The sequence below is a fragment of the Erythrobacter ani genome, from assembly GCF_019204025.1.
GTDB lineage: Bacteria > Pseudomonadota > Alphaproteobacteria > Sphingomonadales > Sphingomonadaceae > Erythrobacter > Erythrobacter ani.
The window spans coordinates 576,200-589,506 of the sequence record NZ_JAGSPB010000002.1 but is presented as its reverse complement, the minus strand read 5'-3'; the positions used below and the strand labels follow the sequence as shown (position 1 = coordinate 589,506).

Annotated in this window: 25 protein-coding genes; 21 read left to right on the top strand and 4 right to left on the bottom strand. The window is 58.3% G+C overall.

All coding sequences use genetic code 11. From position 1 onward, the window contains the following. Positions 1 to 71 precede the first annotated feature (71 nt). From KCG45_RS09790 to KCG45_RS09740, 11 genes are read left to right on the top strand one after another with little or no spacing between them, the layout of a single operon-like run. Complete coding sequence (locus tag KCG45_RS09790; protein ID WP_218317061.1) at positions 72 to 257, top strand: hypothetical protein; 186 nt, start codon at positions 72 to 74, stop codon at positions 255 to 257. Between the two features lie 8 nt (positions 258 to 265). Then, positions 266 to 1,228, top strand: a complete 963-nt coding sequence (gene pspA, locus KCG45_RS09785; protein ID WP_439648918.1) for a phage shock protein PspA — start codon at positions 266 to 268, stop codon at positions 1,226 to 1,228. 3 nt (positions 1,229 to 1,231) lie between these two features. After that, complete coding sequence (gene pspB / locus KCG45_RS09780) at positions 1,232 to 1,537, top strand: envelope stress response membrane protein PspB (protein ID WP_218317060.1); 306 nt, start codon at positions 1,232 to 1,234, stop codon at positions 1,535 to 1,537. Beyond that, positions 1,534 to 1,908 carry an envelope stress response membrane protein PspC gene (pspC, locus tag KCG45_RS09775; protein ID WP_218317059.1) on the top strand — a complete coding sequence of 125 codons (375 nt, stop codon included), beginning with the start codon at positions 1,534 to 1,536 and terminating at the stop codon, positions 1,906 to 1,908. The genes pspB and pspC overlap by 4 nt, the downstream gene beginning before the upstream one ends. Positions 1,909 to 1,939: 31 nt before the next feature. Further along, positions 1,940 to 2,239 (top strand): hypothetical protein, encoded by a 300-nt coding sequence (locus KCG45_RS09770; RefSeq protein ID WP_218317058.1) that lies wholly within the window; start codon positions 1,940 to 1,942, stop codon positions 2,237 to 2,239. After that, positions 2,236 to 2,601, top strand: a complete 366-nt coding sequence (locus KCG45_RS09765) for a hypothetical protein (protein WP_218317057.1) — start codon at positions 2,236 to 2,238, stop codon at positions 2,599 to 2,601. The genes KCG45_RS09770 and KCG45_RS09765 overlap by 4 nt, the downstream gene beginning before the upstream one ends. Continuing rightward, a complete protein-coding gene (locus KCG45_RS09760; RefSeq protein ID WP_218317056.1) occupies positions 2,601 to 2,906 on the top strand; it encodes a hypothetical protein in 306 nt (101 codons plus the stop codon). Before KCG45_RS09765 ends, KCG45_RS09760 begins: the two co-directional genes overlap by 1 nt. Further along, positions 2,903 to 3,244, top strand: coding sequence for a hypothetical protein (locus KCG45_RS09755; protein WP_218317055.1), 342 nt, complete (start codon positions 2,903 to 2,905; stop codon positions 3,242 to 3,244). Before KCG45_RS09760 ends, KCG45_RS09755 begins: the two co-directional genes overlap by 4 nt. After that, entirely contained in the window at positions 3,241 to 3,498 is a 258-nt protein-coding gene (locus tag KCG45_RS09750; RefSeq protein ID WP_218317054.1) for a hypothetical protein, read from the top strand. The genes KCG45_RS09755 and KCG45_RS09750 overlap by 4 nt, the downstream gene beginning before the upstream one ends. 55 nt (positions 3,499 to 3,553) lie before the next feature. After that, a complete protein-coding gene (locus KCG45_RS09745) occupies positions 3,554 to 3,961 on the top strand; it encodes a SufE family protein (RefSeq protein WP_218317053.1) in 408 nt (135 codons plus the stop codon). Positions 3,962 to 3,973: 12 nt separating this feature from the next. Next, on the top strand, positions 3,974 to 4,321 hold the full coding sequence (locus KCG45_RS09740; protein WP_218317052.1) for a YbaN family protein: 348 nt from the start codon (positions 3,974 to 3,976) through the stop codon (positions 4,319 to 4,321). Between the two features lie 3 nt (positions 4,322 to 4,324). Here KCG45_RS09740 and KCG45_RS09735 read toward each other — a convergent pair whose 3' ends face one another. From KCG45_RS09735 to KCG45_RS09725, 3 genes are all read right to left on the bottom strand, one after another. Beyond that, positions 4,325 to 4,825, bottom strand: coding sequence for a sterol desaturase family protein (locus tag KCG45_RS09735; RefSeq protein ID WP_218317051.1), 501 nt, complete (start codon positions 4,823 to 4,825; stop codon positions 4,325 to 4,327). Next, complete coding sequence (locus KCG45_RS09730) at positions 4,822 to 5,574, bottom strand: fatty acid desaturase (RefSeq protein WP_255548118.1); 753 nt, start codon at positions 5,572 to 5,574, stop codon at positions 4,822 to 4,824. Before KCG45_RS09730 ends, KCG45_RS09735 begins: the two co-directional genes overlap by 4 nt. Positions 5,575 to 5,699: 125 nt before the next feature. Next, a complete protein-coding gene (locus KCG45_RS09725) occupies positions 5,700 to 6,113 on the bottom strand; it encodes an acyl-CoA thioesterase (RefSeq protein ID WP_255548117.1) in 414 nt (137 codons plus the stop codon). A gap of 122 nt (positions 6,114 to 6,235) precedes the next feature. On the opposite strand from KCG45_RS09725, the gene leuC reads away from it, so the two are divergent. The 10 genes from leuC to KCG45_RS09675 all read left to right on the top strand — a co-directional run bounded on the left by leuC (position 6,236) and on the right by KCG45_RS09675 (position 12,893). Next, the gene (gene leuC, locus KCG45_RS09720; protein ID WP_218317049.1) at positions 6,236 to 7,666 is read left to right on the top strand and encodes a 3-isopropylmalate dehydratase large subunit; all 1,431 of its coding nucleotides are present in this window, start codon (positions 6,236 to 6,238) and stop codon (positions 7,664 to 7,666) included. Further along, positions 7,666 to 8,073 (top strand): GFA family protein, encoded by a 408-nt coding sequence (locus KCG45_RS09715; protein WP_218317048.1) that lies wholly within the window; start codon positions 7,666 to 7,668, stop codon positions 8,071 to 8,073. The genes leuC and KCG45_RS09715 overlap by 1 nt, the downstream gene beginning before the upstream one ends. Before the next feature lie 58 nt (positions 8,074 to 8,131). Beyond that, on the top strand, positions 8,132 to 8,299 hold the full coding sequence (locus KCG45_RS09710) for an isopropylmalate isomerase (RefSeq protein WP_218317047.1): 168 nt from the start codon (positions 8,132 to 8,134) through the stop codon (positions 8,297 to 8,299). A 31-nt stretch (positions 8,300 to 8,330) separates the two neighbouring features. Continuing rightward, positions 8,331 to 9,176, top strand: a complete 846-nt coding sequence (locus KCG45_RS09705; protein WP_218317046.1) for an N-acyl homoserine lactonase family protein — start codon at positions 8,331 to 8,333, stop codon at positions 9,174 to 9,176. After that, a complete protein-coding gene (gene leuD / locus KCG45_RS09700; protein ID WP_218317045.1) occupies positions 9,176 to 9,775 on the top strand; it encodes a 3-isopropylmalate dehydratase small subunit in 600 nt (199 codons plus the stop codon). The genes KCG45_RS09705 and leuD overlap by 1 nt, the downstream gene beginning before the upstream one ends. A 13-nt stretch (positions 9,776 to 9,788) precedes the next feature. Further along, positions 9,789 to 10,787 (top strand): NADPH:quinone oxidoreductase family protein, encoded by a 999-nt coding sequence (locus KCG45_RS09695; protein WP_218317044.1) that lies wholly within the window; start codon positions 9,789 to 9,791, stop codon positions 10,785 to 10,787. 75 nt (positions 10,788 to 10,862) lie between these two features. Further along, positions 10,863 to 11,186, top strand: coding sequence for a DUF1476 domain-containing protein (locus tag KCG45_RS09690; RefSeq protein WP_218317043.1), 324 nt, complete (start codon positions 10,863 to 10,865; stop codon positions 11,184 to 11,186). A gap of 4 nt (positions 11,187 to 11,190) precedes the next feature. Further along, complete coding sequence (locus KCG45_RS09685) at positions 11,191 to 11,424, top strand: BolA/IbaG family iron-sulfur metabolism protein (RefSeq protein WP_218317042.1); 234 nt, start codon at positions 11,191 to 11,193, stop codon at positions 11,422 to 11,424. Between the two features lie 39 nt (positions 11,425 to 11,463). Continuing rightward, complete coding sequence (gene grxD / locus KCG45_RS09680) at positions 11,464 to 11,796, top strand: Grx4 family monothiol glutaredoxin (protein WP_218317041.1); 333 nt, start codon at positions 11,464 to 11,466, stop codon at positions 11,794 to 11,796. Between the two features lie 308 nt (positions 11,797 to 12,104). Next, on the top strand, positions 12,105 to 12,893 hold the full coding sequence (locus KCG45_RS09675) for an NUDIX hydrolase (protein WP_218317040.1): 789 nt from the start codon (positions 12,105 to 12,107) through the stop codon (positions 12,891 to 12,893). A gap of 6 nt (positions 12,894 to 12,899) precedes the next feature. On the opposite strand, the gene KCG45_RS09670 is transcribed toward KCG45_RS09675, so the two are convergent. After that, positions 12,900 to 13,244, bottom strand: coding sequence for a hypothetical protein (locus KCG45_RS09670; protein ID WP_218317039.1), 345 nt, complete (start codon positions 13,242 to 13,244; stop codon positions 12,900 to 12,902). Between the last annotated feature and the right edge of the window lie 63 nt (positions 13,245 to 13,307).

Below are 13,307 nucleotides of genomic sequence, written 5' to 3'. Positions count from 1 at the left end.
TGCTTAATCTTGGGCAAGATTGGCGGAAATCGGCACAGGGTCGAAAATCGCCGCAGCGGGAGTATCGCCAGATGTACAAGAACATGTTCTTTGCGAAGAGATTTTGGACCAGCAAGCTTGGTCACGCTTCGATCGCAAGCATCGCAGCGATGACCGTCATGGTCGTATTCACCTCGCAATTTGACGCGAACAGCGCGCAAACCGACATGTTTGCTCACCCGCATGCCGCCACGGTCATGCTGGTCGAGATCGCTTGAGAGTTCGGGTGAGCAAGAACGAAACCAACGCCTTCGGGCCGGAGCGGGAAAAGTCCCCCGCAAAGCCTGCTTCGCGCGCAGACAGCTCTGCCAGCGCGCGAAAAAGCAGCCTCGCTTCGGCCCGTTCCACCGGCTCTCTTCAACGCCAGGGCAATTTGTCTCGTCTTGACGCCGAAATCGAGGCCTTGCGTCGCAGCCCCACCCCGACGCAATCTCATGAGCGCAAGCGCGACACCGATTCGAAGCAGAGCGCCACCAACCCGTTCCTAGATGGAGTAGCCTTCATGGGTATTTTCAGCCGCACCCGCGACATCGTTGCGGCCAATTTCAACGACATGCTCGACAAGGCGGACGATCCGTCGAAGATGATCCGGATGATTATCCTCGAAATGGAGGAAACCCTGGTCGAGGTGCGGGCAAGTGCGGCACGTACGATTGCTGATCAGAAAGAAATGCACCGCCATGTCGTGAAGCTTGACCGGCTTCAGGCCGATTGGGGAGAAAAAGCCCAGCTCGCGCTGTCGAAAGATCGCGAAGACCTGGCCCGCGCTGCCTTGGTTGAAAAGAAAAAGGCCGTCAGCATGGCCGACCAGCTTAAAGCCGAAATCGCTGTTCTTGATGATGCATTGCGCGCTTACGAAGACGATATTCAAAAGCTGCAGCACCGCCTGCGCGAAGCGCGTAGTCGCCAGACCGCCATCGCGGCGCGGCTTGAAAGCGCCGAGAACCGCGTCAAGCTGCGCACTCTGATGAGCACGGAACGCACCGACGAAGCGCTCTCGCGTTTCGACCAGCTCGAACGCCGTGTCGATTACGCCGAGGGACGGGCGGACGCGCTTTCGATCGCAGAGGAAGGTCAGCCTTCACTTTCGGATGAAATCGCCGCGCTGGAAGGCGCAGATGCGATCGACGATGAACTTGCAGAAATGAAAAAGGCGTTGGGCAAGGACCACGCCGAGAAGGGGGAATAAATCATGCCATTCGAAGTCGTACTTCTCATTTTCATGGTCGTGATCGCGCTTCCCTGGATGGTCATGCACTACATGACCAAGTGGAAGACCGCAGCGACGATCACCAGCGACGACGAAGTCTTGCTGGAAGAACTCTACAACCTCGCCAAGCGCCTCGACGAACGGATGGACACAGTCGAACGCCTCGTGGCCTCGGACGACCCGTCATTCTCCCCGGTGAAGCGCCTGATGGCCGACCAGGAGACCGACAACCAACAGCTCCGCGAGCTTGAACAGCTCATCGCCGAAAAGAAAGGATCCAAGGTATGAATTCGCCCCGCACCACCATTTATCGCGACAAGTCGAACGGCAAGTTGATGGGCGTCTGCGCAGGCATCTCAGAATATACCGGGATCAATGCTCTGTGGATACGGCTTGGGCTTGTGGCTCTCACTATTGGACTCGGATGGCCGATCCTCGCCTACATTGCTGCGGGTATTCTGATGAACAAGAAACCCCCGCATCTTTATCGTGACGAGGGTGAGCAAAAATACTGGCAGCGCGTCCGCCAAAGCCCGACGCGCACTGCCCGCGAAATCCGCGCCAATTTTCGGGATATCGACCGCCGATTGGCCGCTGTCGAAACGCACTATGTCAGCAGCAATCCGCGGCTGACGGCAGAGATCGAACGCCTGCGCTAAGCGCTCTGGTTCATAGGGAGGACGAAACGTCATGGAATGGTTGGTGGGATTTGCGCCCTTTGCGATGGTTCTGGGGATCATCTGGCTCGTCCAGCGCGGCAAGCTTGAAGAAAAGAAGCTGGCTGCGACAGCCGAAGCCACGGGAGAGAAGGCAGCGCAATATGCCAGCCGGGTCCAGGAGCTTGAGGACCGAGTGAAGGTGCTCGAACGCATCGTGACGGATCGCGGCTATGACATCGCCACCCAGATCGAAGCGCTGCGTGACACCGTGAAGGTCGAATCCCGTGACGCCGGGATCCCGCTCAACCTCAACGACAAGGAAAAAGCATGAGTATCGACGTTGCCGCCAATCTTGCCCCGCATCTGCCTTGGATCGTGGGGGGCGCACTGGCCATCGGGGCAGCTTCCGTCGCTGGCTGGATCCACACGACCCGACTCAGGATCAAGCACGGTTATCCGCTAGAGGGAACCTGGGGCCAGGCTCTCAAACCGGCATCCGATCACGAAGCGAAGCAGCGCGTTACGCTGCTGACGCAGGAAAACGCTGAACTGAGAGCAGAGCTCTCGTCGCTCAAAGACCGGATGGCCAATGTCGAGCGGATCGTGACCGACGGCGGTTATCAACTCGGCAATGAGATCGAACAGCTGCGCGAACGCTCGCTCGAGCATCGCGCCGACCAAGGGAGCGCGTGATGGACAGCGATCTGGTCATCATTTTTTCGAGTATCATCATCATGGTCCTCATAATTGGCGCGAGCATCAACGGGATCGTGTCCAAGGTGCTGGACTACAAGCGCTCGCAGGCCGGAATGAGCGCCGCAGATCGCTCCGATAGCCCCAAAGTCAGCGAAATCGCCGACCGGACCGACATGATCGAAGACCGGCTGCGTGTGCTGGAGCGGATCGCAACCGATCGCGGACAGATGCTTTCCGACGAAATCGATATGCTGCGCGTCCAAGCGGCCGAACCTGGCAAACTGGAGACCAGCCAGCAATGAATTGGCTCACCATCGCCTTGATCGTGTTTGTCGTGCTTTGGATTTACGAGCGCGGTCGGAGCAACCGGCTCCGTCGGGAGAACCGGCAGATGATGAGCCGCTTCGATGGCGCCCCATCGGACCGCGTTGACGAAAAAGCTGCGTCCCGGACCCCGGACGAGATCGATGCGGCTGAGCTCGCAGAACTGCGTGAGCGCGTTCAAGTGCTTGAGCGGATTGCGACCGATGAAAACAGTTCCGAAGCGCGCAAGGCGCAGCGGATCGCCCGTGAGATTGAAAGCCTGCGCGGAGATATTGCGCGGCGTTCCTCGAAGACGACGGAGGACTTGAGCGAATGATGGACCCGATTTTCGTGATCGCAGCCACCTGTCTTGTTGGCATCAGCGTAGTTGCTTTCGCCCTGCTCAGGGCATGGCAGGGTTGGCTTGAATTCAAGCGCGAAGAGCTTGAGCGGCCAAGTCGTTCCCACGGCACCATCGACACATCCGAGATCGAGGGAGGCGCAGGGGTCGGCGCAGCGCGGATAGAGATGGCCGACCTAAAGGAGCGCATCAAGAAGCTCGAAGCGATCGCAAGCGGTGTGGAGCTTTAACGAACAACGCGTCATATCCGTTGGACTTAAGGGCTTGCGCTCCTAAATAGCGCCCATGCGGACCTTGCCGGACATTCTCGAAGAGTACGAATTCCTTGAAGGTGATGAGCGTTATCGCTTGTTGATCGAGCTTGGGCGCGAGCTTGAAGATATGCCGGAAGCGCTGAAAACCGATGCGACCCTCGTGCGCGGATGCTCCGCAGCCGTCTGGGTGTATCCGACCGAACAAACCGATAAGCTGCACTTCCTCGCAGACAGCAACGCCGCCATCACCAAAGGTATCGTCGCGTTGGTCATCGCAGCAGTTCAGGACAAGTCCGCCGGCGAAGTAGCCCGCATGGATGTGACCGGCGCGCTGGAGCCGTTCGATTTGAAGAACCAGTTATCGTCGAACCGCACGCAGGGCGTCCCGAACATGATTGCCCTCGTGAAGGAACACGCGGCCCGGCTGGCTGCGGCCTGAAGGGTAAAGAGGATGCGGCTGCTCTATCTGGCAGGTGGCATCATCGCACTGGGCCTGGCCGCGATCGGCGCTGTGCTGCCGATCATGCCGACAGTCCCCTTTCTCCTCGTTGCAGTTTTCTGCTTCGCTCGCAGCAACCCAGAATGGGAGAGACGGATCATCGAGCATCCCACATGGGGACCGCAACTGCGCGACTGGCGGGAACGGAGGGCAATCAGGCGCCCGGCGAAGCTCGCAGCAATCGGTGCAATGAGTGTAGGTGCGATTTTCACGTGGCTCACTCTGGGCGAGCCTTACGTCTGGATTTCGCTCACCATCCTGGTCGTCGCAGGGGGCTGGATCGCTACCAGAAACGAATAGGCGTCAGGCACCCGCACTTTCGCGAACCACGGCCTGACCCAATTCTTTTTGCATGCGCAGCTCGGCCTTCAGCTTTTGCGGGTCGCGGGCGATGACGAAGCCGAAACTAACCCCGCCCTCTTTGCCGATCGTTGCATGGTGAAGCTTGTGGGCCTGCACCAGCCGCTTCGCGTATCCTCGTTTGGGAACCCAGCGGAAAAAGCGCTGGTGCACCAATCCGTCGTGGATGAACGCGTAGATCACGCCGTACAGATTGACGCCGAGCGCGGCCCACCACAGCGCGTCCCAGTACAGCGCCCCGAAGACATACATTGCGGCGTTGATCGTGCCGAATACGACCGCAAAAAGGTCGTTTTTCTCGAACATGCTGTCATGCGGCTCATGATGGTCGCGGTGCCATCCCCAGCCCCAGCCATGCATGATATATTTGTGCGCGTACCATGCGAACAATTCCATACCGGCGAGCGCGGCAAGCGTCACTGCAATTGCTTCGAGCCAGCTCACGCCGCGATCTCCTTTCTTGGCCTTTCGAGCCCAATACCGGCGCGGCGAGCACCCGGGAGCGCCCACCAGGGTACGTCCGGACGCCGGTGGTGCTCGAGATGATAGCCGAAATGGAAGCAGGTTGCGAGACTGGTCACAGTCCCGAATTCATCGCTGCGCGTATTATGGTTGTCCGCGAATTCGCCATCATTCTGCTCAAGCGTATGCCGATGCGGGCGAAAAGTGCCGAAATAGAACAATTGCAAAGAAGATAGCAGCGCTGGCGCCCCGTAAAGCAAGACGATCTGCACCATCGGGATTCCGATCACCAGCCAATAGATGCCGACAACCATGTGCACGAAGACAAGCGACTGCCAGCCGAAATAGCGCTTGAAGAAGGTCCCGTACCAACGAAGGAAGCTGGTTGGATTATTCTCGTCGAAGTCCGGATCACCGGTCTTCCCGGCGAGCCGGTGATGAGCGAAATGCGCATCGCGAAGCTTGCGCCATGCAAAACCGGCATAAAGAAACAGTAACACGGTCCCGATCACTGCATTCACGCGTGACCGATTTGGCACCAGGCTGCCATGCATGGCATCGTGACAGACGATGAAGACGCCGACGGACAGCCATACCTGAACCAGCGCAAGCACGAGCGCGAATGGCAGGTTCGCCCAAGTCAGCTCGAAAACGAACATCCCATAGGCATGGATGCCAAGCCATCCGCCCGCAATCAGTCCGGCAAGCAGGAGGCCAATCGCACTCTGCATGGTGCGGCCCGGAAGGGAGAAACGCTGATGCATCTCAGATAAATACGCGCGGCCGGCTCATTAGGGTGCGTATAGAGATTTAAAACAGCGCTGCAAATTGCGAAGCGCCGAAGCGATGTTGCAGCTCAGTCTTCGTCGGAGAAGAAAAACTCGCGCATGTGTTCACCGATCCGCGCCGGGCGCAGCGTCTCTGCATCGATGCAGCACCAACTCGATTTTACCTCCGCCAAAACATCTTCGCCGCGGCGGATGACCGTATGGTAAAATGCACGGGCGCCTTTGAAATGCTCCAGCACCGTACTTGCGGTGACGTCGTCTTCGAGGAAAGCGGGCTTGCGGTAGGTGATCTCGTGCTTGAGCGCGACCCACGCTTTCGATGCGACATCCTCTGCCGGGGCGAGCTTGTTCCAGTGCGCGAGGACCGCATCCTGCACCCAATTAAGGTATCGCGCATTGTTCACGTGACCCATGAAATCAATGTCCTCGGGCAGGACTTTGATCGGAAAGGCAAATGGTAAGGCGGTCCGCATTGCTGACATGAATGTTAGTTAGACCTACAATGCTTTCATTTCCATGACGAAATGCAAACCGCTTCATCAGCAGCTTGCCAGTGTTGCGCAATCGCCGCTAATCCCGGCAATCAACACATTGGAAACGACGAATGGCGAGCAAACCGCGCACCCTCTACGAGAAAATCTGGGACGATCATGTCGTCGAGACCCGTGATGATGGCACGGCGATCATCTATATCGATCGTCATCTCGTACACGAAGTCACGAGCCCGCAGGCGTTCGAGGCGTTGAGGATCGCGGGTCGGCCGGTCAGGCGACCGGAGCTGACCCTCGCCGTGCCCGATCACAATCTACCGACAACGGCGCGCCGCGATGCCAGCGGCGGGAAGGTGCCAATCGCAGACCCGCAGAGCGCCGCGCAGCTCGAAGCGCTCGAAAGAAACGCACCTGATTTCGGCATTCGGTATATTGGTGATGCCGATGCTCAACAGGGCATCGTCCATGTCGTGGGACCGGAGCAGGGATTCTCCTTGCCCGGCACGACGATCGTTTGCGGAGACTCTCACACTGCAAGCCATGGCGGCCTTGGTGCGCTGGCTTTCGGTATTGGTACAAGTGAAGTTGAGCACGTTCTCGCGACGCAAACCCTTCTGTTGCAGAGGTCTAAATCGATGGAGGTGCGGGTCGAAGGCGAACTTTCCTACGGCGTGACCGCCAAAGACCTCATCATGAACATCATCGGGGTGATCGGCGCTGCGGGCGGTTCAGGCCATGTCATCGAATATCGAGGTTCTGTCTTCGAGAATATGACCGTCGAGCAACGCCTAACAGTTTGCAACATGAGCATCGAGGCCGGAGCGCGAGCCGGGTTGATCGCTCCGGACGAGACGGTTTTCGAATATCTCGAGGGCAAGCCCATGGCGCCAAAAGGAGCGGAATGGGATCAAGCGGTTGCGTATTGGCGCACGCTCCATTCCGATCAGGGTGCCGCGTTCGATAAATCGGTTGTGATCGACGCAGCCAGCGTAGAGCCGACCGTCACTTGGGGCACCAGCCCGGAGGACGTGGTTGCGATCGGCGGCGACGTGCCCTCCCCCGATAGCTTTGCAGATGAAAGCAAGCGTGCCGCCGCACGGAAAAGCCTCGACTATATGGGCCTCAATCCCGGAACCAAGATGACGGAAATTCCGGTCGAGAACATCTTCATTGGATCGTGCACGAACAGCCGGATCGAAGATTTGCGCGCCGCGGCGACTGTGCTCAAGGGACGCAAGAAAGCAGACAATGTGCGCTGGGCCATCGTTGTGCCGGGATCGGGACTGGTGAAAAGGCAGGCCGAAGAGGAGGGGCTTGATCGCATCTTCATCGACGCCGGTTTTGAATGGCGCGAACCGGGATGCTCTGCATGCCTCGGCATGAACCCGGACAAGGTTCCGCCGGGCGAACGGTGTGCATCGACATCGAACCGCAACTTCGTCGGTCGTCAGGGACCGGGCGCGCGGACGCATTTGGTGTCCCCGGCCATGGCCGCGGCGGCGGCTGTCATGGGTAGACTTACTGATGTGAGGGAAATGACTTAATGCGTGCCGTGTGCCCATGCGGAGCGATTGCGATCACACTGCCGCAGCGCCCGACCAGTGTGACATTCTGCGACTGCTCTTTGTGCCGCAAGCTCGGCGCGATTTGGAGCTATTATCCGAAAGCCGCAGTCGCTGTGACAGGATTGACCCACGTATTCACCCGATCCGATGTCGAAAACCCCAGCGTGGAAGCGCATTTTTGCGGTACATGCGGAGCGACCACTCATTGGCAACCGACCGCGTCTAATGGTAACGACCGTATGGGCGCAAACATGCGGCTCTTTCAGCCGGAAGATCTGACCGGGATCGAAGCACGTTTCATGGACGGGATCGGCTGGGATGGCCGCTCGTCGCCTCGGGAGAGAAGGCCATCAGGCATTATCGGCAAGGATGTCGTGATCGCTTGATTGATCCTGGTGGCAGACTTCTCTTGCAACCCCGCAAGGCCGAGCGCATTGTGGTGGCATGACGAAAGACAAGAAGTCCAAAGCCGCCATAGGTGCGGCAGCCACGATCGGATCGGCGGCCATTGCCGCAGCGCTGCTTTACGCTGGCAAGCGCTTCAAGCAGAAATCGGCTGACGCCGAAAAATCCGGCACGGTCCCCTCTGGCGAGCCGCCGGAAACCGACTGACCCGGTACTCTGATCTGGGGGAGATTACGAAATGAAAGCCATGCTTGCGGCGCTGCTGGCAGCCTCTTTGACGTCTTCGCTCTGGGCGCAAATACCGTCCGAGCAAACCGATATCGAAATGTGGCGGCTCGATTGCGGGAAAATTGATCTTAGCGACGCAGCATCGTTCTCTGATGCACACCTTTACGATGGCGAGCCGAGAACGCTGATCGTCAGCTGTTATCTCATACGTAACGGCGATGAATACATGCTCTGGGACGCTGGTCTCTCGAAAGACCTGGTCAGAACAAGCTTTACCCAGGGTGCCTTCACCCTCTCGGTCGAACGCTCCATAGTCGACCAGCTCGGTGACATCGGAGTTTCCACGGACGACATAACCTTTGCGGGTGTCAGCCATTATCACTTCGACCACGTAAGCCAGCTTCCCGACTTTACGGGATCGACATTGTTGATCGGCGCGCAGGATTGGGACGCGGTCAAGGCCGCCATCATTCCCAACCAACTTATCGACCCGCGGCCCTTTGCACCTTGGCTGGACGAGACAAGCTCCAATGTGACAGCCATTGCGCATGATCACGATGTCTTCGGCGACGGATCCGTAATCATGAAAGCGACCCCAGGCCATACTCCCGGTCATTCAAGCTTGCTCGTGCGGATGCCGCAGATGGGGGACGTCCTGCTGACCGGGGACCTCTACCATTTCGAGGAGCAGGTCACCAATCGCGGAGTGCCCGAATTCAACACGGATCGCGCTGATACCCTCGCCTCGTTCGAGCGTTTCGATGCCATCGCCAAGTCACTCGACGCGATGATCATCATCCAGCACGATGCGCGGCATCTCGATCGTCTCCCCGCTTTTCCAGCCTCGGCAAAATAATGCAGAAACTGACCAACGTCGAAGGCCGCGCCATTCCGTTCGGCGCAAAGAATGTCGACACCGACATCATCATTCCTGCAAAATGGCTCAAGACAATCACGCGCGACGGGCTTGGCGAAGGCGCTTTTGAGTCCATTCGCGCGGAACCAGGCAACGTTTTCGACGATCCCGCGAACCAAGGGGCACCGATCCTGATCGCGGGCGACAATTTCGGCTGTGGATCGAGCCGGGAGCATGCCGCATGGGCGATCCTCGATCTCGGAATCCGTGCGGTTCTGGCTCCGTCCTATTCCGATATCTTTTCAGGAAATGCGGTGAAGAATGGCATATTGCCAGTTGTGCTGCCGCAGGAGGCGATCGATCGTCTCCTCGAAGTCGCGCGCGACGGCCACGAGATCAATGTCGACCTCGAAACACAGACAGTCACCACTCCGTTTCAGGACCGATTCTCATTCGAGATCGATCCCTTCCGTAAACACTGCCTGCTAAATGGTCTCGATGAGGTCGCGATAACGCTTGAGCGCCAGGCAGCGATAGGCGATTTCGAGCAGTCTCGCGCAGGATCGCGGGACTGGCTCACCAAAGGCACCGCGATTTAATGGAGAAATCGACATGAAGACGATGCGCAGCCACGAAACCGGCGGCCCGGAAACGCTGAAACTCGATGAGGTCGACACGCCTTCCCCTGGCAAGGGCGAAGTGCTGGTCGCGGTGAAAGCCTGCGCGATCAATTACCCTGACACGCTTATCATCCGCGACATGTACCAGTTCAAGCCGCAGCGACCGTTTGCGCCCGGCGGAGAGCTTGCCGGCGTGATCGAAGCGATCGGCGAAGGGGTGGAAGGTTACTCGATCGGTGACCGCGTGCTGGCCGTCATCGGTAATGGCGGTCTTTCGGAGAAGATCGTCGTACCAGCAGGGCGGATGTTCCCTATCCCCGCTGATGTTTCATTCGAGAAAGCCGCGTCGCTGCTGATGACCTACGGTACGACAATCCATGGACTGAAGGATCGCGGGCGCATCAGCGAAGGCGATACAGTGCTCGTACTGGGCGCAGCAGGGGGCGTCGGCCTGTCCGCGGTCGAGCTGGCCAAAGCCTTCGGTGCGCGGGTTGTCGCAGCGGTCTCAAGCGAAGCCAAGGGTAAGGTCGCGAAAAATGCAGGCGCGGACGAAGTCGTCATCTATCCGCGTGAAGAAATGGACAAGGCCGCCTCGAAAGAGCTCGCCAACGCGTTCAAGGCGGCATGCGGGCCAGAAGGCGCTGACATCGTTTATGACATTGTCGGTGGACAATATTCCGAACCCGCGCTGCGGTCGATCGCGTGGGAGGGCCGCTTCCTGGTCGTTGGCTTCCCTGCAGGTATCGCCAAGATGCCGCTCAACCTCACATTGCTCAAATCGTGCGATATCTGCGGCGTGTTCTGGGGTGCGTTTACTCAGCGCGAACCAGCGAAATTTGTCGCGCAGGTCGAAGAGCTTTTCGAGCTAATGAAAGCCAGCAAAATCGATCCGCTCATTTCAGAGACGTTCCCGCTCGAACGCGCGGGCGATGCCATCGCGAAGCTTGAAAACCGTGAGGCGGTCGGGAAGCTTGTCGTCACGATGCCATAAGTTAGGGCGCGTAACGCTTGTGAGGCCCGGCGCCCGCACCTATTTCAGAAGAGATCATTTTCCGGAGGGATTGCAATGACAGATTTTAAAGATCGCGAACGCGCTGAAGAAGCGAAATTCGCGATGGACGAAGAAACCGCTTTCAAACTTGCCGCACGCCGCAACCGCCTGCTCGGCGAGTGGGCTGCAGGCCTGATGAACCTTACGCAGGAAGAAACCGACGCTTACAAGAAAGCCGTGGTGCAGGCCGATTTCGAAGAAGCAGGTGACGAAGACGTCATTCGCAAATTGCTTGGCGATCTTACCGCAGCGGAAACTGATGTCAGCGAGGCCGATATCCGGCTCAAGCTCGAAGAAATGACCATCGAGGCCAAGCGCCAATTGATGAGCGACAGCTGACATCATGCCGATGTCCCGTTCCGCGATCGAAACAGCAATTGCTGCAGCGCTACCCGGCGCAAAGGTCGAATTGACCGACCTCGCAGGCGACGATGACCATTGGGCCGTCACGGTCGAGGCGCCGCAATTCGCTGGCAAGAACCGCGTGCAGCAGCACAAGCTGGTTTATGCGGCACTCGGCGGCCGGATGGGCGGAGAGCTGCACGCCTTGCAAGTGACGACCGTGGTCCCCACGTAATCTCACGAGAGACACCCAAACCAGAGGCCGCTTCCTATCATGGCTGATACAAATACCCGGATTTCCACCCTCGTCGGCGACAACGATGTCGTCCTCTTCATGAAGGGCACGCCGCTGTTCCCGCAGTGCGGTTTTTCGAGCCGCGCCGTGGCGATCCTCGATCATTGCGGAGTCGCCTATGAAAGTGTCGACGTGCTGCAGGACATGGAAATACGCCAAGGTATCAAGGCGTATTCCGATTGGCCCACAATCCCGCAGCTTTACGTGAAGGGCGAGTTTGTCGGTGGCAGCGACATCATGATGGAAATGTTCGAAGCGGGCGAGCTGAAACAGATGCTAGACGATCATGGAGTCGCCAAGGCCGAAAGCTGAAACGCTTACGGCCAGTTTTTTCGGACCAAAAGAAACCGCCTTGCTGACCAAAGCAAGGCGGTTCTTTTTTGATAGGGGAGATCTGACCTAGAGACCAGAAAAGGTCGATCTCGTTTCGAAGACCACTTGGGCTACCCAACCAGATGCATCTGCCGTGCCAAACGCGTTGGGCCTAGTAAATTCAGATGCTTACATAGTTAACAGGAAATCAAACCTCCGCTTTTTGTAAACTTTTCCGACACACTTGAAAGCCAGCCCAAGCACCGCCACCCTTGGCAAGCGTGCGCGGACAAGCCATCACGCAAGCCATGTCAGATTCTTCAGGTACCGAAGGCATCCCAGCCGCCACGATTGTCATTTTCCGCAAGGCCACTGAAGGCGGGCCGCCCGAGTTGCTTATGACGGTGCGGTCCCGAAATATGGCCTTTGCGGGGGGCATGGCCGTGTTCCCTGGCGGGCGCGTCGATCCTGCCGATTTCGACCTCGCAGCGAACGTCTCAGGCCAGTTTGGTGATGCAATGACGCTGGACGAGATGGCTCATCAGATTGCCGCTATCCGTGAAACACTCGAGGAAACCGGCCTTGCTCTGGGCCTCTCGGGCAAGATCTCCGCCGACACGGCGGAGAAAGCCCGCGTGATGCTGGAATCGGGCGGAGCGCTCGCGCCTGTACTGGACGCATTCGATTGGACGCTCGATTTCTCGCAGATCATCCCGTTCGCGCGCTGGTTTCCCAAGAACGAGAACATTTCCCGCGTGTATGACACGCGCTTTTATCTGGCCGATCTGGGGACCGGAGCGGTCGACGTGTCAATCGACAACTCGGAAAACACACGGTTGTTCTGGGTCAGCGCACAGGGCGCGCTCGATGCAGCGGAGCGCGGGGAGATCAAGCTCATCTTTCCCACCAGGCGAAATCTCGAGCGTCTGGCACTCTTCGCCAATTTCGAGGAAGCTCGCGCTCAGGCTGAGGCCATACCGGTGAAAACAATCATCCCGCGGGTCGATGACAGCAACGATCCGCCCATGCTCACGATACTCGAAGACGCGGGCTATCCGGTGACTTCGGAACTGCTTGAAACAGTCGCGCGGGGCTGATCCCCGTTAGCGACGCGACACACGAAAGCGGTCCTCGCGAAAATCGGCTACGCGGTACCCCCGCTCCCACATTTCCTTGCGATAGTCATAGCGCGCATCGGCGATTTCGCGCCGGTATTCCTCGTGCGCCTCGCGGCGATCCTCGCGATCGGTTGCGCGGCGCAGATCGCTCGCGAGTTCGCGTTTCGCCTCGCTGATGTCGGTCTTGTAATCGAGCCAATACGAATTGCTATCATTGTTCGGAGCGATTGGCAGACCGCGATCGCGCTCGACGATGATGGGATGCGCAATTGCTGTCGCAGGTACGATCAGCGCCGCCATGCCAAGGGTGAATTTGGAAAGGTTCTCCATTCGACATCTCCTTTACTATGCGGGGAAACGGAGGGTGAAGAAGAGGACCTGAACCTGGCACGA